17 protein-coding genes, 3 tRNA genes, 3 rRNA genes and 1 pseudogene are annotated in these 21,192 nt (G+C 51.9%); 9 read left to right on the forward strand and 15 right to left on the reverse strand.

The annotated features are described in order from the left end of the window. Positions 1-48: 48 nt before the first annotated feature. From pseC to pseB, 3 genes are all read right to left on the reverse strand, one after another. Complete coding sequence (gene pseC / locus EZJ17_RS07860) at positions 49-1,206, reverse strand: UDP-4-amino-4,6-dideoxy-N-acetyl-beta-L-altrosamine transaminase (protein WP_067441146.1); 1,158 nt, start codon at positions 1,204-1,206, stop codon at positions 49-51. A gap of 118 nt (positions 1,207-1,324) precedes the next feature. Then, on the reverse strand, positions 1,325-1,960 hold the full coding sequence (locus EZJ17_RS07865; protein WP_067441152.1) for an Sbal_3080 family lipoprotein: 636 nt from the start codon (positions 1,958-1,960) through the stop codon (positions 1,325-1,327). 30 nt (positions 1,961-1,990) lie between these two features. Then, complete coding sequence (pseB, locus tag EZJ17_RS07870) at positions 1,991-2,989, reverse strand: UDP-N-acetylglucosamine 4,6-dehydratase (inverting) (RefSeq protein ID WP_067441155.1); 999 nt, start codon at positions 2,987-2,989, stop codon at positions 1,991-1,993. A gap of 263 nt (positions 2,990-3,252) precedes the next feature. Here pseB and EZJ17_RS07875 point away from each other — a divergent pair. From EZJ17_RS07875 to rpsI, 3 genes and pseudogenes are all read left to right on the forward strand, one after another. Continuing rightward, positions 3,253-3,783 (forward strand): annotated as a pseudogene (locus EZJ17_RS07875) (alpha/beta hydrolase). Between the two features lie 319 nt (positions 3,784-4,102). Next, positions 4,103-4,531, forward strand: a complete 429-nt coding sequence (gene rplM / locus EZJ17_RS07880) for a 50S ribosomal protein L13 (protein WP_067441157.1) — start codon at positions 4,103-4,105, stop codon at positions 4,529-4,531. 12 nt (positions 4,532-4,543) lie between these two features. Beyond that, a complete protein-coding gene (gene rpsI, locus EZJ17_RS07885; protein ID WP_003822527.1) occupies positions 4,544-4,936 on the forward strand; it encodes a 30S ribosomal protein S9 in 393 nt (130 codons plus the stop codon). A 723-nt stretch (positions 4,937-5,659) separates the two neighbouring features. Here the strand turns inward: rpsI and EZJ17_RS07890 are convergent. The 12 genes from EZJ17_RS07890 to EZJ17_RS07945 form a co-directional block, all read right to left on the reverse strand. Beyond that, complete coding sequence (locus tag EZJ17_RS07890; protein ID WP_151086381.1) at positions 5,660-5,923, reverse strand: hypothetical protein; 264 nt, start codon at positions 5,921-5,923, stop codon at positions 5,660-5,662. A 125-nt stretch (positions 5,924-6,048) separates the two neighbouring features. Then, positions 6,049-6,747: a tyrosine-type recombinase/integrase gene (locus EZJ17_RS07895; protein ID WP_067441162.1), complete on the reverse strand. Its 699-nt coding sequence runs from the start codon at positions 6,745-6,747 to the stop codon at positions 6,049-6,051. 199 nt (positions 6,748-6,946) lie between these two features. After that, positions 6,947-7,022, reverse strand: a tRNA-Phe gene (locus EZJ17_RS07900). A gap of 115 nt (positions 7,023-7,137) precedes the next feature. After that, positions 7,138-7,335, reverse strand: a complete 198-nt coding sequence (locus tag EZJ17_RS07905; protein WP_346265213.1) for a zf-HC2 domain-containing protein — start codon at positions 7,333-7,335, stop codon at positions 7,138-7,140. A gap of 5 nt (positions 7,336-7,340) precedes the next feature. Beyond that, on the reverse strand, positions 7,341-7,946 hold the full coding sequence (locus EZJ17_RS07910) for a sigma-70 family RNA polymerase sigma factor (protein WP_067441168.1): 606 nt from the start codon (positions 7,944-7,946) through the stop codon (positions 7,341-7,343). A gap of 419 nt (positions 7,947-8,365) precedes the next feature. Further along, a complete protein-coding gene (locus tag EZJ17_RS07915; RefSeq protein ID WP_151086384.1) occupies positions 8,366-8,827 on the reverse strand; it encodes an HIT family protein in 462 nt (153 codons plus the stop codon). 106 nt (positions 8,828-8,933) lie between these two features. Beyond that, positions 8,934-11,135 carry a UvrD-helicase domain-containing protein gene (locus EZJ17_RS07920; protein WP_067441170.1) on the reverse strand — a complete coding sequence of 734 codons (2,202 nt, stop codon included), beginning with the start codon at positions 11,133-11,135 and terminating at the stop codon, positions 8,934-8,936. Positions 11,136-11,273: 138 nt separating this feature from the next. Further along, positions 11,274-11,386 (reverse strand): 5S ribosomal RNA (gene rrf, locus EZJ17_RS07925). A 176-nt stretch (positions 11,387-11,562) separates the two neighbouring features. Beyond that, positions 11,563-14,533: ribosomal RNA gene (locus EZJ17_RS07930) — 23S ribosomal RNA — on the reverse strand. 330 nt (positions 14,534-14,863) lie between these two features. Continuing rightward, positions 14,864-14,939, reverse strand: a tRNA-Ala gene (locus tag EZJ17_RS07935). Between the two features lie 35 nt (positions 14,940-14,974). Next, positions 14,975-15,051: transfer RNA gene (locus EZJ17_RS07940), tRNA-Ile, on the reverse strand. Positions 15,052-15,119: 68 nt separating this feature from the next. After that, positions 15,120-16,660: ribosomal RNA gene (locus tag EZJ17_RS07945) — 16S ribosomal RNA — on the reverse strand. Together the 16S, 23S and 5S rRNA genes with 2 tRNA genes alongside form the textbook arrangement of a ribosomal RNA operon. Positions 16,661-17,069: 409 nt before the next feature. Here EZJ17_RS07945 and rplU point away from each other — a divergent pair. From rplU to mlaD, 6 genes are all read left to right on the forward strand, one after another. After that, positions 17,070-17,378, forward strand: a complete 309-nt coding sequence (gene rplU, locus EZJ17_RS07950) for a 50S ribosomal protein L21 (RefSeq protein ID WP_151086386.1) — start codon at positions 17,070-17,072, stop codon at positions 17,376-17,378. Between the two features lie 29 nt (positions 17,379-17,407). Next, on the forward strand, positions 17,408-17,680 hold the full coding sequence (gene rpmA / locus EZJ17_RS07955) for a 50S ribosomal protein L27 (protein ID WP_023887836.1): 273 nt from the start codon (positions 17,408-17,410) through the stop codon (positions 17,678-17,680). Positions 17,681-17,855: 175 nt separating this feature from the next. Further along, positions 17,856-18,854, forward strand: a complete 999-nt coding sequence (pdxA, locus tag EZJ17_RS07960) for a 4-hydroxythreonine-4-phosphate dehydrogenase PdxA (protein WP_067444270.1) — start codon at positions 17,856-17,858, stop codon at positions 18,852-18,854. A 249-nt stretch (positions 18,855-19,103) separates the two neighbouring features. Then, positions 19,104-19,904: an ABC transporter ATP-binding protein gene (locus tag EZJ17_RS07965; RefSeq protein ID WP_067441823.1), complete on the forward strand. Its 801-nt coding sequence runs from the start codon at positions 19,104-19,106 to the stop codon at positions 19,902-19,904. A 3-nt stretch (positions 19,905-19,907) separates the two neighbouring features. After that, on the forward strand, positions 19,908-20,684 hold the full coding sequence (gene mlaE, locus EZJ17_RS07970) for a lipid asymmetry maintenance ABC transporter permease subunit MlaE (RefSeq protein ID WP_067441826.1): 777 nt from the start codon (positions 19,908-19,910) through the stop codon (positions 20,682-20,684). 7 nt (positions 20,685-20,691) lie between these two features. Continuing rightward, on the forward strand, positions 20,692-21,162 hold the full coding sequence (gene mlaD, locus EZJ17_RS07975; protein WP_067441829.1) for an outer membrane lipid asymmetry maintenance protein MlaD: 471 nt from the start codon (positions 20,692-20,694) through the stop codon (positions 21,160-21,162). Positions 21,163-21,192: the final 30 nt, after the last annotated feature.

Below are 21,192 nucleotides of genomic sequence, written 5' to 3' on the forward strand. Positions count from 1 at the left end.
TTCCTGCGGAAACCTCGTTTTCAGGCTGCCTCCCCTCGCTGCCAAAGACTACCTGAAAGCCCGTTCCAACACTTCCGCCACTTTATCCTGTTCGGCTTCAGTCAGATCAAAATACAGCGGAATGCTGATTGTGCCGGCGTAGTAGGCTTCGGCGCGGGGGAAGTCGCCTGTTTTGAAACCGAAGTATTGGCGGTAGTAGGGCTGGGTGTGGACGGGAATATAGTGCACGTTGGCGCCGATGCCATTTTGCCGCAGAAAGTCGAACACTTGGCGGCGGGTTTTGCCGCTGTCGGCGCGGACTTGTACGGGGTAGAGATGCAAGGCGGAGCGGCTTTCTGGATGTCGGTACGGCAAGACGAGCGGCAGATGGGCAAGCAGGCGGTCGTATCGCGCGGCGAGCTCGTGGCGGCGGGCGACAAATTCGTCGATGCGGGTCATCTGGCTCACGCCGAGGGCGGCTTGCAGTTCGGTCATGCGGTAGTTGTAGCCGAGGTCGATTTGCTGGTAATACCAAGCCCCATCCGGCTCCTGAGTCATTTCTTCAGGATTGCGGGTGATGCCGTGGCTGCGCAGCAGGGCGAGTTTAGCGGCAAGCTCTGGGCTGTTGGTGAGGGCTGCGCCGCCTTCGGCGGTGGTGATGATTTTGACGGGGTGAAAACTGAATACGGTGATGTCGCTATATTGGCAGTTGCCAACTTTGCCGCCCTGATAACTGCCGCCAACGGCATGGGAGGCATCTTCGATGATTTTGAAGCCGTATTCTTTGGATAATGCGTGGATTTTCCGCATATCACAGGGTTCACCCGAAAAGTGAATCGGCACAACGATTTTGGGCAGGCTACCTGAAACTTTGGCCGCTTTCAGCTTGGCTTCCAGCGCAGCGGGGGACATATTCAGGGTGTGCGGGTCGATGTCTACAAAATCCACATCAGCACCGCAATAGCGGGCGCAGTTAGCAGAGGCGGTGAAAGTGATGGGAGATGTCCACAGGCTGTCGCCTTTGCCCAGGCCGAGGGCGAGGCAGGCGAGGTGCAGGGCGGAGGTGGCGCTGTTTACAGCAACGGCGTGCTGCACACCGCAGTAATTCTTCAGGCTGTCTTCAAAGGCAGGCACTTGCGGGCCTTGGGTGAGAAAGTCGGATTGGAGCACACGCACGACAGTGGCTATGTCGGCTTCAGAGATGGTTTGGCGGCCGTAGGGGATCATGAGGGAGTCCTTTAGTTGGATAGATGGGTTTGTTGTGGAAATGGCTTTTCTACTGCGCAGCTGCCGAGATTTTATTTTCAGGTAGCCTTTATGGATGCAAGCTACCTGAAATTAGGTTTTAATTACTTCCCATATTCCCGTTTATCATCGGCTGCTCTTGCTCTATTTGCTGAGGTTTTTTCTGCCGCATAGGAACAGGGGAAACTCGTGGCTGAGTAACTGTTGTAGGAGCTCCTTGTTTTACACCACTTCGTCCTAATAATTGATCAATGACAGGTTCCATTTTGGTTTGTGTGGAAGCAAATTTTGTCAATGCAAGACCACCGCCTCCACGCAAATGATATTCTGCTTGCGCAATTTGTCTTCCTTCTTTCCAAAGATATAATTCGGCATGTGATAGGTAAGTAGTTACGTCCCAAGAACGCAAAGCAGTATAAGTCATAGAATAAACACAACATTGTGCTGATTTATTTTCTACAACTTGCGACTGAATATTATGATATGCCAACCGATTTTGCAGTACGCTAACAAAATCTCTAACCTGCACACGCGGGTTATTCTCAATACAGATTTCCCTAATATCCTCAGCCGCACTAACAGGTTGAACCGTAATTGATGTACATGCAAAAAGGACGGTTGCTCCTAGCAATACTGCCAAAAGTCTCTTTTGATTTGAATACATAATTTTCTCCTTTAATGTCTCCATCATAAAATTCAGGCTACCTGAAAATTGTTCAACTAGTTTTAACTTCATTGAAGCTTCCCTTTCAGGTAGCCTTCTCTATCAAATCGCGCCGATTTTCTCTTTGTTAGCCTCAATCCACGCCTGCAATTCCTCGCGCGTCATCCATTCCGTGTTGTTGTTGCTGGCATACACGAAGCCTTCGGGCACTTTCACGCCGTTTTTGATGCGCTCGGGCGTTTCATCCCAGCCGTTGATGGCGGGCAGGATTTTGAAGTGTTCGGGATATTCGTAAGTGTGGAACGAGTCTTCCGCGCCAATCATCTGCTCGTGCAGTTTTTCGCCGGGGCGGATGCCGACGGTTTCCTGCGCGCATTCGGGTGCAACGGCGGCAGCCAAGTCGCAAATGTTCATGGACGGGATTTTTTTCACATAAATTTCGCCGCCCACCATGTCGTCAAACGCGTGCCACACCAGCTCCACACCCTGTTCCAGCGAAATCATAAATCGGGTCATGCGCGGGTCGGTAATCGGCAGCGTGCCGCGTGCGCGTTGGGTGAGGAAAAACGGTATCACCGAGCCGCGCGAGCCCATCACGTTGCCGTAGCGCACCACGGCGAAGCGGCAGCCGTGTTCGCCGGAATAGGCGTTGCCGGCCACGAAGAGTTTGTCGCTGGCGAGCTTGGTCGCGCCGTATAAATTGACGGGGCTGCTGGCTTTGTCGGTGGACAGGGCGACGACGCGTTTCACGCCTTTGTCGATGCAGGCGTCAATCAGGTTCATTGCGCCGTTGATGTTGGTTTTCACGCACTCAAACGGGTTGTATTCGGCGGTGGGGACGATTTTGGTGGCGGCGGCATGGACGACGTAATCCACGCCGTCGAGCGCGCGGTACAGGCGGTCTTTGTCGCGCACGTCGCCGATGAAGAAGCGCACGCGTTTGTCGCCCTGAAATTTTTTCGCCATTTCCCACTGCTTCATTTCGTCGCGGGAGAAGATGATGATTTTTTTGGGATTGTATTTGGCTAAGGTCATGGGCACGAAGGTGTTGCCGAACGAGCCGGTGCCGCCGGTTACGAGGATGGTGGAGTTAGAAAGCATGAATAACCTGTTGTTTTAGCTTAATGGAATCGCTGATTCCACCGCAAAATCATTTTAATGGAAACAGCGTAATATGAAGTGGCGGATTATAGCACCGGCATTCGGCGGCTTCTATCGTGCCGCAGGCTACCTGAAAGGCGGCAGCGCAGTTTCCTTAATAGTCGTAAGAAATAAAAATAACCGCATGGACTCACCCCATCCCACTCCTATTTGAAATAGCCATACATTACAATGACACTTTTCCCCATATTCCCCTACCGCTTATGTCTGCTGCTCAAGACCTTACCCTGCTCCTCGTGCGCGATGCTGCTGAGCCGGAAATGTGGATAGATATTTGGGCACGCAGCTATCCGCTCGTGCAACAGGTAGCCTGCGCTGCCAACGAAGGCATTGCCCAATGGCAAAGTAAAATCAACACCGCATGGCAGCTTATCCCCGGCCAGGCCATGATTGTGGCACACGGCGCAGGCGTACCGGCCGTCATGGCCTGGTAGTTCCAAAACAGTATGTGTAGCCAACAACGCATCCGCGGCATGATTTTGGTCTCCCCCCTGCAATCTGCCTGTATAGATGATGAATGGCACACCCTGCAACGAGCCCGCACCAACTGCAAAGCCGCTTTAGTAATCGGGCAAGATGAAAATCCACTGTGCCCAACCGACTGGGCAAGCGATACCGCCACCATCTGGCAAGCCAGGCTGTTACGCGCACCACAGTCCGGCCACCTCAACCAGCGCTTGGGCGGCTGGCAATGGGGCATGCGGCTGATGCAGGAAATGTTGTGGGATGACTAATATCCTTGGCGCTACGGGCAATACGGTTTTCAGGTAACCTCTACACTCCTTGTTGCGTCTCCAATACGCCAATCAAATCAACATAGAGCAAACCTAATCTATTGAAATAAAATTACTTTACCTGCACCACACCCAGCCAAACAATGCCAAACAGCAGCGGCCAAATCCATATATACAACCTTCCTCCCTAGCTTGCCTTACTGCAACAATGTATAGGGATTACGCCATAAATTCCGTTTCCGCTCAGGATAAACATTGACAGTAAACCGCTTAATCTTTAAAATTAAAGTTTTCTTATATTAATTTGGATTTTTCTGCTATGAAAACCTTCTTAGCCAAACCGCACGAGGTGAAGCGCGAATGGTATGTCATTGATGCCCAAGATAAAGTTCTGGGTCGTGTGGCTACCGAAGTCGCCCGTCGCTTGCGTGGCAAACACAAGCCCGAATACACTCCGCACGTAGATACTGGCGACTACATCATTGTAGTTAATGCCGACAAGCTGCGTGTTACCGGTGATAAAAATGAAGGCAAAATCTACTACCGCCACTCTGGCTTCCCTGGCGGTATCTACCAGCGCACTTTCCGGGAAATGCAAGACAAATTCCCCGGCCGCGCTCTAGAACAAGCTGTTAAAGGCATGTTGCCTAAAGGCCCCTTGGGCTACGCCATGATCCGCAAGCTAAAAGTGTACGCTGGCAGCGAACATCAGCATGCCGCCCAACAACCCAAAGTATTGGAAATTTAAGGACACCATTTTATGAACGGTAAATACTACTACGGCACTGGCCGTCGCAAAAGTTCTGTAGCCCGTGTGTTCCTGCAAAAAGGTTCTGGTCAGATTGTGGTAAACGGTCGCCCCGTTGACGAATTTTTCGCCCGTGAAACCAGCCGCATGGTGGTGCGCCAGCCTTTGGTTCTGACCGAAAATGCTGAAGCATTCGATATTATGGTAAACGTGTGTGGTGGCGGTGAAACCGGCCAATCCGGCGCTATCCGTCACGGCATCACCCGTGCTCTGATCGACTATGATGCAGGTTTGAAATCTGCTCTGTCTCAAGCTGGCTTCGTTACTCGCGATGCCCGTGAAGTGGAGCGTAAAAAATTCGGTCTGCGCAAAGCACGGCGCGCCAAACAGTTCTCCAAACGTTAATTCGTTTTATATTGCAGAAGAGCCGGTTTCCCCGGCTCTTTATTTATATGCAAGTATCTAATGCTACCTGAAAATTCTCGGTAGCCTTAGATACTTGAAAAATGTTGTTTGTGGCACATGCCTACTTTCTTTGTTTGCTGCCGGCTCACTTATCGCTTACCTATTTGTATGCCTATACTCACCACCGTGTTATAACTAAACTTGGTACGATCAACTTAGTTGTCGGTTCATTTAGCCGTACACCGTCAGCTTCGCGATTAGGTAGTCCGTTCCCCGTTTGGTTTTCAGCATTTTCGGCTTTAATTGCTGCCTACCGCTAACGATACCATCTATCATATTGTTTTTCCTGAATTTATAAAATACACCCTGATTTTATTTTTTCTATATATACAAAACATGGTGGGGAAAGTGGGGAAACCAAACATAATCAATAGATTACAAAGGCGTTTAGGTGGGGGAGGGGTGGGGACAGGCGTGAGGAAGGGGCTGGGGACACCAGCCGGCAGGAAGGGCAGGCTACCTGAAACGCTTCCCCACCTTCCCCACTTTTTACTAAGCGGCAAATTTCAATATATCCAATTGATTTATATATTGATTAACTGCTATATATTAAACCTGTCCCCACCTTCCCCACTTATTCTTCTCGCGCGTGTGATAGCTGGTGTTAAAAATGCACACACCCCGCGCTTGCCTTGCCGGCTCATATCCGCCCGACGCGCACCGTCAAATTTGCTCCGCCGCCTCATCCGGCGGCACGTCCCCGACAAAGCAATACATCCGCTTCACGCAAAGCAGGTTCAGCTCCACCGCCTTACGCGGCAGCTTGATACGGTTATGTTTGCCGTCTTTGCGCATCCAGCCGTCCGCCGTTAAGACTTGGCACACCTTGCGCGGGTCAAAGCCCTTGCAGATATATTCTTCAAACACCTTATCCGTGAGGAAATAGCGCGGTTTGCCCGTACTGCCGTCTTCATAGTTTGCCGGCACAACGAAGCCCCAAAACTCCGCATAATCAGGTTGGCAATTGCCGCCAATACCCACATCCGCTAAATTGACAAAATACTTGCTGCTCTGCCCGTAGGCCTGTAGGAAATCGCGCGCGCTCTTGCGGATTATCCTATCTTCACGGTTGGCTGCCGGATTTTTTCGGTCAGCAAACGGCGGTAAAACTCCACCAGCTCGGCTTGTGGCAAAGCGGGCTGGTGTTTTTGTTTGGGCAGTTTGATTGTGCCGGTTAGCGCGGCGGCGGGGTTGTTTTCGGCTCGTTCCGTGCGTATGGCGTGATTGAATACAGCTTTGATGCGCTGCAATACGCTGGCCGCCGTATCCAACGCACCGCGTGCGGCCACCGCATCAACGGTTGCCTTCACGTCTTTAATACGGATTTCCGCTATCGGTAGGCTGCCAAGCGCGGGCAAAATATCTACCTCGAAGCTGCGCCACACTTTAGCGGCATGGCCTGCCGTCCAGCCGGCGCGCTGGTGTTCGTACCATTCGGCGGCCAAATTGCGGAAGGTGTTTTGCAGGGCGGCAATGCGCTCTTGTTTAGCCTGCTTCTTGGCTTCGCCCGGGTCTTGCCCGGCAGCCAGCAGGCGGCGTGCGCTTTCGGCGGCTTCCCGCGCTTCGAGCAGGGAGATAAGGGGATATTTCCCGATTGATAGTGTTTTTCGCTTATTGGCTATCGCGTAATCAAACCGCCACAATTTGCCGCCCGCAGGGGTAACTTGCAGATATAACCCGCTGCCGTCAGTCAGCTTGTAGGCTTTGGCGGTAGGCTTGGCATTCTTGATTTGGCGGTTGGTTAGCGGCATTTTTACGGTATTTTTTCGGCGGTATTTTCAAAATACCGTAAAAGATACCGTAAAAATTCTGTTGCTTCAATGCAATTCGGATAGACGGCGGTAGATACCAAACAAGCCTCAAATATAGCTGGAAGCCTTGCTGGGCTTGGGTCTTGTAGATTTGGATAGATGGCGTTAGACAAAAAAATAACCGCTAAAATGCGGTTAGTGGTGGCCAGAGGCAGGATCGAACTGCCGACACACGGATTTTCAATCCGTTGCTCTACCAACTGAGCTATCTGGCCGCTTTCGCAGCTTATTATTACACCAGTTATTCCAATCTGAGTCAAGCTTTCCCGGGAAAATATTTTTGTTAATTAGCGAATATATTATTTTCTCAAATATTTTTCAGGTAGCCTTTCATCTCTTGTCTCTACCCTGATCCTGCCGCAAATGTTCCATTGCCAACTCAATAGTGTACAGCTGTTTACGGTAGTGTTTGCAAGGTGAACAAACGAGGAGATGCAATCGCAGTTGCCAGTATTCCAAGAGGCTCAGTGGACGGTCGTGTTGTAGCGAAATCAGTTCTGCGGCTTGTTGGCATTTCAGCATATGCATCCTCCTTATCCGTTTAACCAATTACTTTGCAGACAGCGACGTAGGCCATTACGGGCGCGGTAAAGAATAGTGTAGCAGTTATCAGCGCTAATACCGGTTTGCTGACAAATTTCAGCCACTTCCAACCCCATCAACTCCCGTAGCATAAATACTCGCGCGGTATTGTCCGGTAATTGTTCGAGGCAGTATTCCATAGTATGCATAAATTCCTGCTGCCGGATGATGTCTTCCGGAGAAGCCCATGCTTGTGGGTTGGCGCTGTCCATCCAATGGCCGCTCTCGTCAAACTGCTGCCGGCGGACGGCATCGAGAAACTGCTCGTCTTCGCTGCTCACTTGCCATTGCAGTCGGTTTTGTTGGCTACGCAGGCTGTCTAATAAGGTGTTACGCAAAATAGCAAACACCCACGTTTGCCATTGTGCGGCAGCTTGAAACTGCTGCCGGCGGGCAAAAGCTTTCAGCATGGTGTCTTGCACCACGTCTTCCGCCCATTGGGCATCGTGTAGTTGCAAGGTGGCAAAACGTAGAAGTTTGCGCCGCAGTTCGGCAACATCGGCCTGCTGCCAAACCTGTTCCAGGTGGTGATTGGGGTCTGCTTGGTTAGGTTTCATTTTGCTTTGGAAGGCTACCTGAAACTTTCAAGTAGCCCATACTTTGTGATTAGACGATTTAGCTACTGCCATTCTGACATGCTAAGACCTTTGAAAAACTACCTCCCACGGGCACTTAGGGCATTATGCGCTACTCAATCGCTTACCTACCTAATGATATGCCTGTGCTGCGACAGCCAAACAAATTCTTTCTCCCCGCAAAGCAGCGAGCTGCAGAAAGCACAGTAGTACAACAAGGTGAGCTAACGCCGTAAGGGGAGGAGAAGAAGGTGTTTGGTGAAACGCCTTGAACTGCGCCCATATTCGGCAACTCTTAAAAGGTCTTATGCCGCTAACTTCAGCAACTCAATTGGATTCTTCCAAAAGGTTACCTGAAACTTTTCAGGTTTGCCGTGAATGCTGCTGTGCATGTAGTCGATTTAATTGCCGCCGCTTCGATATGCTGCCGAATAGGAGCACGACTTTGCCACGGCCTCACGCAGTTGGGCGGCCAGCACGGCCAGTTCTGCATGATCGGCCATCTTGTCTTCGTGTTCCCCCAGCTCGTGCAGATGACCGGGAATCAGGTGCATATGGTAGTGGAACACGCTCTGGCCTGCTTCTTGGCCGTTAAGCTGCATTTGCACGATGCCGTGCCGCTGCAGAACTTTGCGCTGGGCGGCAGTGATTTTTTGGGCAGCAGCAAACACGGCTTGGGCGTATTCCGGCGGCAGGTCAGTCAGCTCCACAGCCTGTGTTTTCGGCACAATCAACACATGGCCCCGCGCCTGCGGCATCACGTCGAGGAAGGCGAGGACTTTTTCGTCTTCGTACACGGTGTGGTTGGGGATTTCGCCACGCAGGATTTTGGCAAAAATGTTGTTGCTGTCGTATGCGGACATGGTGTTCTCCTTGATAATCAATGGATTTTTTTGGCTGCATTGAAGCTAATGTTTTTCAGGTAGCCTTTAAAGCAATTTGCTTCAAGCCCTAAGGCTACCTGAAAACTCACACGGCTTCCAGTTTGGCAAACTTGGTGTCCAGCACTTTGATGCCCTGCTTGCCGAAGTTTACGGTGAGGCGGGCGCTGCCGGCTTTGTGCTCACCTTCGATGATTACGCCGGTGCCGAATTTGGCGTGCCGCACATTTTGGCCGATGCTGAAGCCGTCGTAATCCTGCTTCGCCACCGGCGCAGCCCATTCTGCCCTGCTCTGTTGAGGCCGGCCTTCGGGCACGGGGAAGCGTGGTTTCAGCACGGGGGTGAGTAAACGCAGTAAATCGGGCGGAATTTCTTCCACAAAGCGTGATACGGTGCCGAAATGGGTTTGGCCGTGCAACATCCGCTGTTGCGCCATACTGATGTAGAGCCGCCGCCGGGCGCGGGTGATGGCCACATACATCAGCCGCCGCTCTTCCTCCAGCCCGCCGTGTTCGGCCAGGCTTAATTCGCTGGGAAAACGGCCTTCTTCCATGCCGGTGAGGAATACGGCGTCGAATTCCAGCCCTTTGGCGGCGTGCACGGTCATCAGCTGTACGGCAGATTCATCGGCGGCGGCCTGGTTCTCACCAGATTCAAGCGCAGCATTGCTCAAAAAGGCAAGCACGGGGAATGCCGGGCTCTCTGCGGCATCGGCGGGTAGGGTTTCAAACGTACTGTCTTCAGGGCGGAATTCTTCGGCCGCTCGGATAAGCTCGTCCAAGTTGTCTAAGCGGTCTTGATGATCGCCCTTTTGGTTTTGGTAATACTCATACAGGCCGCTGCTGCGTACGGCCTCCGCCACAATTTCAGGTAGCCCGACTTGGCCGATACAGCCGCGCAGGCTTTCAATCAGGCGCACAAAGGCTGCCACTTTGCCGTTTTTCACGGCCACGCGGCAGGCTGCCTGCCACAGCGGCATGCCTTCCTGCGCAGCAGCGGCTTGAATGTTTTCCACCGTACGGCTGCCAATGCCGCGTGCGGGCACGTTGATGACGCGCAACAAAGCGTTATCGTCGTCAGGATTAACCGCCAGCCGCAAATAAGCAAGTGCATGTTTGATCTCCTGCCGCTCATAAAAGCGCAGGCCGCCGTAGATTTTATAGGGCAGTCCTGCACGAAACAGAGCTTGTTCGAGAATTCGCGACTGGGCATTGCTGCGGTAGAGCACGGCAGTTTGTGCCAAATCCATGCCGTCGCGGTGCAGAGCTTTGATTTCTTCTACCACGAACTCGGCTTCTTCACCGTCGGTAAAGGCGGAAAGGAAGCGGATTTTTTCGCCATGCTCGGCTTCAGTGCGCAGGTTCTTGCCTAAGCGGCCGTCATTATGGGAAATCACGGCATTGGCCGCAGCAAGGATATTGCCCACCGAACGGTAGTTCTGCTCCAGCTTGATAGGAGAGGCTACCTGAAATTCACGCATGAAATCGGCCATATTGCCTACGCGCGCACCACGGAAACGGTAGATACTTTGATCATCATCGCCCACAGCAAACACGGCAATATGTTGTCCAGCCAGAAGTTTGAGCCAATCGTATTGTAGTTTGTTGGTGTCTTGGAATTCGTCCACCAAGATGTGGTTGAAACGGTTCTGGTAGTGAGTACGCAGGATCTCGTTACTTTGCAACACTTCATAGCTACGCAACATGAGTTCGGCAAAATCTACTACCCCTTCCTGCCGACACAAACGATCGTATTCGGCATAGCATTCAATCAGGCGCTGCTCAAACGAATTGCTGGCATGCAGCACGGTAGCACGCAAACCTGCTTCTTTCTGCGCGTTGATAAAGCCTTGTAAGGCACGCGGAGCGATGATTTCTTCGGAAATGTTGAGGGTTTTGAGCAGTCGTTTGACCAAAGCGAGCTGATCACTGCTGTCTAAAATCTGGAAGGTAGCAGGCAGACCAGCTTCTTTGTGATGCAAACGCAAAAATCGGTGGCACAGGCCATGGAACGTACCCAGCCACATAGCGCGAATATTAAGCGGCAACATGGCTTCGAGCCGGGCACGCATTTCTTTCGCAGCCTTATTAGTGAAAGTAACCGCTATTACCGAATGTAGGCTAGCTTGGGCGCTATGCAAGAGCCAGGCGATGCGGGTAGTAAGCACTTTCGTTTTACCACTGCCGGCACCAGCCAGCACCAAAGCAGATTGCGCCGGCCAGGTTACCGCAGAAAGTTGCTCATTGTTTAAGCCGGAAAGTAGGGAGTTTTTCGGAATAGGCGTGAACACGATATGGAGTATTGGGCTAACTAGAAAAGATGGATTATATAGTTAAAATTCTTAATTAATCTGAGTATTCCATCCATTCCTTTCATCATACTCCCACAAAGCACAACACCCGCCATCAGGCGGGTGTCGTAAATAGGTGTTTGGCAGTGTCCTACTTTCGCACGGGTATCCGCACTATCATCGGCGCTGGTTCGTTTCACGGCCCTGTTCGGGATGGGAAGGCGTGGGACCAAACCGCTATGGCCGCCAAACTTAAACTGTACAAATCGTCAAGCCGCCGGTAGCGTCCACTCCGGCCAATCAAATCAAACTGTCCTGTCCGGCTATACTAACCAAACAATCGGGTAATGTGTATCGATTCCAGTAAGCTTTATTCTCTATGAGTGCCCTTCCCGGTGTCTCCACACCGCAAAGCACTTCAAATGATAGAGCCAAGCCTCACGAGCAATTAGTATGGGTTAGCTGCACGCGTTGCCGCGCTTCCACACCCCACCTATCAACGTCCTGGTCTAGAACGACTCTTCAGCGCGGTTATACCGCAAGGGAAGTCTCATCTCCAGGCAGGTTTCGCGCTTAGATGCTTTCAGCGCTTATCCTTCCCGAACTTAGCTACCCGGCGATGCCACTGGCGTGACAACCGGTACACCAGAGGTTCGTCCACTCCGGTCCTCTCGTACTAGGAGCAGCCCCTGTCAAACTTCCAACGCCCACTGCAGATAGGGACCAAACTGTCTCACGACGTTTTAAACCCAGCTCACGTACCACTTTAAATGGCGAACAGCCATACCCTTGGGACCGACTACAGCCCCAGGATGTGATGAGCCGACATCGAGGTGCCAAACTCCGCCGTCGATATGAACTCTTGGGCGGAATCAGCCTGTTATCCCCGGAGTACCTTTTATCCGTTGAGCGATGGCCCTTCCATTCAGAACCACCGGATCACTATGTCCTGCTTTCGCACCTGCTCGACTTGTCGGTCTCGCAGTTAAGCTACCTTTTGCCATTGCACTATCAGTCCGATTTCCGACCGGACCTAGATAACCTTCGAACTCCTCCGTTACTCTTTGGGAGGAGACCGCCCCAGTCAAACTGCCTACCATGCACGGTCCCCGATCCGGTTTACGGACCTGGGTTAGAACCTCAAAGTCACCAGGGTGGTATTTCAAGGACGGCTCCACAGAAACTAGCGCCTCTGCTTCTAAGCCTCCCACCTATCCTACACAAGTGACTTCAAAGTCCAATGCAAAGCTACAGTAAAGGTTCACGGGGTCTTTCCGTCTAGCAGCGGGTAGATTGCATCTTCACAACCACTTCAACTTCGCTGAGTCTCGGGAGGAGACAGTGTGGCCATCGTTACGCCATTCGTGCGGGTCGGAACTTACCCGACAAGGAATTTCGCTACCTTAGGACCGTTATAGTTACGGCCGCCGTTTACTGGGGCTTCGATCCGATGCTCTCACATCTTCAATTAACCTTCCAGCACCGGGCAGGCGTCACACCCTATACGTCCACTTTCGTGTTTGCAGAGTGCTGTGTTTTTAATAAACAGTCGCAGCCACCGATTCTCTGCGACCCTCCAAAGCTTACGGAGTAAATCCTTCACCTCAGAGGGCATACCTTCTCCCGAAGTTACGGTATCAATTTGCCGAGTTCCTTCTCCCGAGTTCTCTCAAGCGCCTTAGAATTCTCATCCTGCCCACCTGTGTCGGTTTGCGGTACGGTTCGATTTAAGCTGGAGCTTAGTGGCTTTTCCTGGAAGCGTGGTATCAGTCACTTCGTATCCGTAGATACTCGTTATCGCTTCTCGGTGTTATGAAGAACCGGATTTGCCTAATTCTTCCACCTACTAGCTTGAACAAACTATTCCAACAGTTTGCTGACCTAACCTTCTCCGTCCCCACATCGCACTTAAATCAAGTACGGGAATATTAACCCGTTTCCCATCGACTACGCATCTCTGCCTCGCCTTAGGGGCCGACTCACCCTGCGCCGATGAACGTTGCGCAGGAAACCTTGGGCTTTCGGCGAGCGGGCTTTTCACCCGCTTTATCGCTACTCATGTCAACATTCGCACTTCTGATACCTCCAGCATTCCTTACGAAACGCCTTCTCAGGCCTACAGAACGCTCCCCTACCATGCACGCTTCATTAAAACAGCTAACCCCATCTACCATACTCGACTTTGATGGGCGCTTTCCGTCACTTTGCTCCGGCAAGCTGTTTTAATGAAGCATGCATCCGCAGCTTCGGTTATAGATTTGAGCCCCGTTACATCTTCCGCGCAGGATGACTCGACCAGTGAGCTGTTACGCTTTCTTTAAATGATGGCTGCTTCTAAGCCAACATCCTGGCTGTCTAAGCCTTCCCACTTCGTTTACCACTTAATCTATCATTTGGGACCTTAGCTGGCGGTCTGGGTTGTTTCCCTTTCGACAACGGACGTTAGCACCCGCTGTCTGTCTCCCATGATTGCACTTTCCGGTATTCTGAGTTTGCCATGGGTTGGTAAGTCGCAATGACCCCCTAGCCATAACAGTGCTTTACCCCCGGAAGTGATACATGAGGCACTACCTAAATAGTTTTCGGGGAGAACCAGCTATCTCCGAGTTTGTTTAGCCTTTCACCCCTATCCACAGCTCATCCCCGCATTTTGCAACATGCGTGGGTTCGGTCCTCCAGTACCTGTTACGGCACCTTCAACCTGGCCATGGATAGATCACTCGGTTTCGGGTCTACACCCAGCAACTATGACGCCCTATTAAGACTCGGTTTCCCTACGCCTCCCCTATCCGGTTAAGCTCGCTACTGAATGTAAGTCGTTGACCCATTATACAAAAGGTACGCAGTCACACAATAAAGTGCTCCCACTGTTTGTATGCATCAGGTTTCAGGTTCTATTTCACTCCCCTCCCGGGGTTCTTTTCGCCTTTCCCTCACGGTACTGGTTCACTATCGGTCGATGATGAGTATTTAGCCTTGGAGGATGGTCCCCCCATCTTCAGACAGGATTTCTCGTGTCCCGCCCTACTTGTCATATGCTTAGTACCACTGCCGGAATTTCGGATACAGGGCTATCACCCACTATGGCGGAAGTTTCCAATTCCTTCTCCTATCCCGACGGCTATCACATACAGGCTGCTCCGCGTTCGCTCGCCACTACTTGCGGAATCTCGGTTGATTTCTTTTCCTCCGGGTACTTAGATGGTTCAGTTCTCCGGGTTCGCTTCTCTAAGCTTATATATTCAGCTTAGGATACACATTGCTGTGTGGGTTCCCCCATTCGGACATCACCGGATCAAAGCTCTATTGCCAGCTCCCCGATGCTTTTCGCAGGCTTACACGTCCTTCGTCGCCTATCATCGCCAAGGCATCCACCTGATGCACTTATTCACTTGACTCTATCATTTGAAGCGCCTCTTTGACTTCGCCCGCGCTGCGTTGACTACAGCTGGGGCTTAAGGCCTCCACTCTGATAAAGCTTACTGCTTGTTGTGTCCGAACCCTGCCTTTTGCGTTTCAGGATTCGGTCGATACAATCATCACCCAAATTTCTGTATGACTTATCTTTAGGATAAGCCTTACTTCGTTTGTTTGTTGATTTCGGCTTGCCAATTTGTTAAAGATCGATGCGTTTTGACTTCGCAAATAAAAATAAACTACCGCTCAAAACTGCAACATGTAACAGCTTGCTCGCATATTTAGCATACTTTTATTTGGAAAGTATTGTGTGGTGGAGGCAAACGGGATCGAACCGATGACCCCCTGCTTGCAAAGCAGGTGCTCTACCAACTGAGCTATGCCCCCAGTACCTGGGCGGATCTGCTCCACTCTACGCCTACTGGTGGGTCTGGGAGGACTTGAACCTCCGACCCCACGCTTATCAAGCGTGTGCTCTAACCAGCTGAGCTACAAACCCAACATTCTCTTCGCATCTGTATCCGATTACCGATAGGTGTGGATGCTCTACCCCTACTTTTTCTCTAGAAAGGAGGTGATCCAGCCGCAGGTTCCCCTACGGCTACCTTGTTACGACTTCACCCCAGTCATGAAGCATACCGTGGCAAGCGAGCTCCTTGCGGTTACCCTACCTGCTTCTGGTATCCCCCACTCCCATGGTGTGACGGGCGGTGTGTACAAGACCCGGGAACGTATTCACCGCAGTATGCTGACCTGCGATTACTAGCGATTCCGACTTCATGCACTCGAGTTGCAGAGTGCAATCCGGACTACGATCGGTTTTCTGGGATTGGCTCCGCCTCGCGGCTTGGCTACCCTCTGTACCGACCATTGTATGACGTGTGAAGCCCTGGTCATAAGGGCCATGAGGACTTGACGTCATCCCCACCTTCCTCCGGTTTGTCACCGGCAGTCTCATTAGAGTGCCCAACTAAATGATGGCAACTAATGACAAGGGTTGCGCTCGTTGCGGGACTTAACCCAACATCTCACGACACGAGCTGACGACAGCCATGCAGCACCTGTGTTACGGCTCCCGAAGGCACCCCTCTATCTCTAAAGGGTTCCGTACATGTCAAAACCAGGTAAGGTTCTTCGCGTTGCATCGAATTAATCCACATCATCCACCGCTTGTGCGGGTCCCCGTCAATTCCTTTGAGTTTTAATCTTGCGACCGTACTCCCCAGGCGGTCGATTTCACGCGTTAGCTACGCTACTAAGCAATCAAGTTGCCCAACAGCTAATCGACATCGTTTAGGGCGTGGACTACCAGGGTATCTAATCCTGTTTGCTACCCACGCTTTCGAGCATGAACGTCAGTGTTATCCCAGGGGGCTGCCTTCGCCATCGGTATTCCTCCACATCTCTACGCATTTCACTGCTACACGTGGAATTCTACCCCCCTCTGACACACTCTAGCTATCCAGTTCAGAACGCAGTTCCCAGGTTGAGCCCGGGGATTTCACATCCTGCTTAAATAACCATCTGCGCTCGCTTTACGCCCAGTAATTCCGATTAACGCTCGCACCCTACGTATTACCGCGGCTGCTGGCACGTAGTTAGCCGGTGCTTATTCTTTCGGTACCGTCAGCAAAGGGTGGTATTAGCACCCTCCTTTTCTTCCCGAACAAAAGTACTTTACAACCCGAAGGCCTTCTTCATACACGCGGCATGGCTGGATCAGGGTTGCCCCCATTGTCCAAAATTCCCCACTGCTGCCTCCCGTAGGAGTCTGGGCCGTGTCTCAGTCCCAGTGTGGCGGATCGTCCTCTCAGACCCGCTACTGATCGTCGCCTTGGTAGGCCTTTACCCCACCAACTAGCTAATCAGTTATCGGCCGCTCGAATAACGCGAGGTCTTGCGATCCCCCGCTTTCTCCCTCAGGACGTATGCGGTATTAGCCAATCTTTCGATTGGTTATCCCCCATTACTCGGTACGTTCCGATATATTACTCACCCGTTCGCCACTCGCCGGCAGTAGTGCAAGCACTACCCCGCTGCCGTTCGACTTGCATGTGTAAAGCATGCCGCCAGCGTTCAATCTGAGCCAGGATCAAACTCTTATGTTCAATCTCTAACTTAATACTTCTGGTCTGCTTCAAAGAAATCGACAGAACAATGTTAAACATCGTCTTGTCTTCTTCTCAACAGTGCAGGTGTAAAACACCCACACTTATCGGTAATCTGATTGTTAAAGAGCTGCTGAACCGTAAAACCGACAACAAAACCGTGCCGTAAGGAACAGCGAAGATGCGGACTATACGCCTACCAAAATATTTTGTCAAATACCTTTTGACCCGTTCTTTACCAACAACAACACAGCCATCAGACTACAAAAGGAAAATAACCTTTTGACAAGATAACCACAGATGCAATAAAATACGCAGTTCTTGTCTTGTGTTCCAGGCATTAATCGAACACTAGATAAAAAATTAAACCTTTATAAACCTTTGATAATAACCCCACATGGAGTTGAGTATGTACGCGGTCATAAAAACCGGCGGCAAACAATACAAAGTTGCTGTTGGCGAAAAATTGAAAGTAGAACAGATACCTGCCGAACTCGACAGCCAAATCGAACTGACTGAAGTTTTGATGATTGCTGACGGCGAATCTGTAAAAGTAGGCGCACCTTTTATTGAAGGCGCAAAAGTAACAGCCAAGGTAGTGGCTCATGACCGCGGCGAAAAAATCCGCATTTTCAAAATGCGCCGCCGCAAACACTATCAGAAACGCCAAGGCCACCGCCAGAATTTCACCCAAATTGAAATCGTGGCCATCGCCTAAGTTTTTAACCTAATTCAGGAGTATCAAACATGGCAAGTAAAAAAGCAGGCGGCAGCACCCGCAACGGCCGCGATTCAGAAGCCAAACGCTTGGGCGTAAAAGCCTACGGCAACGAGCTGATTCCTGCCGGTTCCATCATCGTTCGCCAGCGTGGCACCAAGTTTCATGCAGGCAACAACGTAGGCATGGGTAAAGACCATACCCTGTTTGCCAAAGTGGACGGCTACGTAGAATTTACCGTAAAAGGCGTACACAACCGTAAAACCGTTAACGTTCGCCCCTACACTGGTGCCGACGAATAATCAACGGCTAGCCTAATTTCAGGATGCTACTTCAGGTAGCATCCTTTTATTTTGCCTAAATTAAATTATCCTGGCTAACACCCTTATTCCGCACACAAGTATTATCCACATCAAAAATCTGCTTAGCTACCAACTGCTATAATCCTGCCATCTTTAGTTTTCAGGTAGCCTCACCATGCCCGTCACACCTATCCTAGCCATCACCTCCGGCGAGCCTGCCGGCATAGGCCCCGATATCTGTCTTACTTTAGCTCAGCAGACTTTACCCTGTCGCTGCGTTGTCTTAGCCGACAAACAACTCCTCACCGAACGTGCCCAGCAACTCGGCTACAACACCCCCCTTGCCGATTATCATCCCAACCATCCGCCCGCCCCTGGCACACTGGAAGTTTTACACATTCCCCTCTCCGCCCCCTGCCACACCGGCCAACTCAACTCCGCCAATGCCCGCTACGTACTCTCCCTGCTTGATCGTGCCTATAGCAGCATCTGCCAAGGTGAATTTGCCGGCATGGTAACCGCCCCGTTGCACAAAGGCATCATCAACGACGCCGGCATCCTCTTCAGCGGCCACACCGAATACCTCGCTGCCATCAGCCATACCGAACAGGTCGTCATGATGCTGGCCGGCAACGGCCTACGCGTTGCCCTCGCCACCACCCACCTCCCCCTCAAAGATATCCCCGCCGCCATCACCCGCCCGCTGTTGCACTCCGTGTTGCACATTTTACACACCGACCTGCAAACTAAATTCGGCATCACTAAGCCCACCATCCTCGTGGCCGGGCTCAACCCCCATGCCGGCGAACAAGGTCATCTTGGCTGGGAAGAAATCCAAATCATTGAACCCGAATTACAATCCCTGCGCGAGCAAGGCCTCGATGTACGCGGCCCCTACCCCGCCGACACCCTATTCCAGCCTTTCCTGCTCAAAGATGCCGACGCCGTGCTTGCCATGTATCACGACCAAGGCCTGCCCGTACTCAAATATGCCTCCTTCGGTCAAGGCGTGAATATCACCCTTGGCCTACCCTTCATCCGCACTTCAGTCGATCACGGCACTGCTCTCGACCTAGCCGGTACCGGCCGCGCCGACCACGGCAGCCTGCTCACCGCCATTCAAACCGCCCTCGATATGGCCAAACACTGGCAACACCACCGCGCACCATCATAGCCGCACACTATCAGGCACAAAGGCTACCTGAAAATCTGCCACTCATGCAGCAGTCTTAAAACTTTCAGGTAGCCTTCAGTTCAAGCTATCTACATGATATAAAAACACTTCCCTCCACACAAAAGCTACCTGAAAAATCTACAACACTTCCAGCCAGCACTCAGCCTCACCATTGGCAAAATCATTGAACCCAGTGTGCTTTTTCCCTATAATCGACTCCCTTGTATGTAAACCTAACCACCGCCGCCCATGGCCACACCCTTCATCGAAATGCAAAACGTCGCCTTTGCCTATGGCGAACGCCCCATCCTGAACAACGTTAGTTTTCAGGTAGCCCAAGGCACGTTTGCCGCCGTGATGGGTGGTTCCGGCAGTGGTAAAACTACCCTGCTGCGCCTGATTACCGGCCAAATTGCCCCCACTTCCGGCCGCGTGCTGATTAATGGCCGCGACCTTGCCGCATTCAACGCAAAAGAGTTGCACCAACATCGGCGCAATATGGGCGTACTGTTCCAATTCGGTGCACTATTTACCGATTTATCCGTATATGAAAACGTGGCTTTCCCGCTGCGTGAGCAAACCGACTTGCCAGAAGAAATCATCCGCGATTTGGTGCGCCTGAAGCTCAGTGCCGTCGGCCTGCACGGCACGGAAAACCTGATGCCGGACGAGCTATCCGGCGGCATGTCCCGCCGCGTTGCCTTGGCGCGTACCATCGCCCTCGACCCCGCGCTGATGCTGTATGACGAGCCATTCACCGGCCTCGACCCGATTTCGCTGGGCGTAATTGCCGACTTGATCAGCAAAATCAACCGTGCCCTGCGCTCCACCAGCATGATGGTTACACACGATGTGCCACGCTCGCTGCAAATTGCCGACCAAGTGATTTTCCTTGCCCACGGCGAAATCCTGTTTTCAGGTAGCCCAGAAGAAATGCGCAGCCTCGATTCACCGTGGATTACCCAATTTATCAACGGCCTGCCCAACGGCCCGGTCGCCTTCCGCTATCCGGCCGAGCGCGGCATACAACAAGTTTTGCTCAATAGCTGAATTATGAATTTTTTCCAAACCCTAGGCGCGAAAACGCTGGATTTCCTACAGGAACTGGGCAAAACCACCCTATTCCTGTTCGCCGTGCTGGCACGCTCCGGCACGCTGCTGCCGCGCCTGCGGCTGGGTATCCGCCAAATGTATTTCACCGGTGTGCTATCCATTGTCATCATTGCTGTGTCCGGACTGTTTGTGGGCATGGTACTGGGTTTGCAGGGCTACACCCAGCTGGCCAAATTTAAATCGGCCGATATTTTGGGCTATATGGTGGCTGCATCGCTGTTGCGCGAACTGGGGCCGGTACTGGCCGGCATCTTATTTGCCAGCAGCGCGGGCGGCGCGATGACCAGCGAAATCGGCCTGATGAAAACCACTGAGCAGCTGGAGGCGATGAAGGTGATGGCGGTTGATCCCGTTGCCCGCGTGGTGGTGCCGCGTTTTTGGGCAGGCGTGATTTCCATGCCGCTGTTAGCTTCTATCTGCAATGTGGCCGGCATTTACGGCGCCTATCTTATCGGCGTGCGCTATCTGGGCTTGGACGGCGGCATTTTCTGGTCACAGATGCAGGCGAATATCGATGTGGGCTACGATGTGGTGAACGGGTTGATTAAATCGGTGGTGTTTGGTGTGGCCATTTCGCTAATTGCCGTATATCAAGGCTTCCACTGCCGCAGCACGCCGGAAGGCATCCTGCGTGCCAGCACCCGCACCGTGGTGAGCAGCGCGCTCACCGTTTTGGCCTTGGATTTTGTTTTAACCGCCATCATGTTTATCGGATAACCGGATTATGAAAAGAAGCACTTTAGAACTTTGGGTCGGCGTTTTTGTGGCCTTAGGCATTGCCGCTGTGGTATTTTTATCACTGCGCGTAGCCGGCGGACAAACAGTTTCCCGCCAGTCGTCCTACACCGTTTCCGCCAGCTTTACCGACATCGGTGGCTTGAAAGTGAAAGCCCCGGTGAAGGCTTCAGGCGTGGTGGTGGGTAGGGTATCCTCCATCCAGCTCGATCCAAAAACCTACCGAGCCAATGTGAGCTTGAATATCGACAGCCAATACCGCTTCAGCACCGACGTTTCTGCCGAAATCCTCACTTCCGGCCTGCTGGGCGAGCAATACATCGGCCTGCAGCAGGGCGCGGAGGAAACCGAACTGAAAAACGGCGACTCCATCGAAATCACCAGCTCCGCTTTGGTGCTGGAGCAGTTAATCGGCAAATTTATGACCAATACCGTAGAAAAAAACGGCGCAACACAATAAACACACTACAACATTTTCATTTTTCACTGG

The organism is Eikenella exigua (assembly GCF_008805035.1).
GTDB lineage: Bacteria > Pseudomonadota > Gammaproteobacteria > Burkholderiales > Neisseriaceae > Eikenella > Eikenella exigua.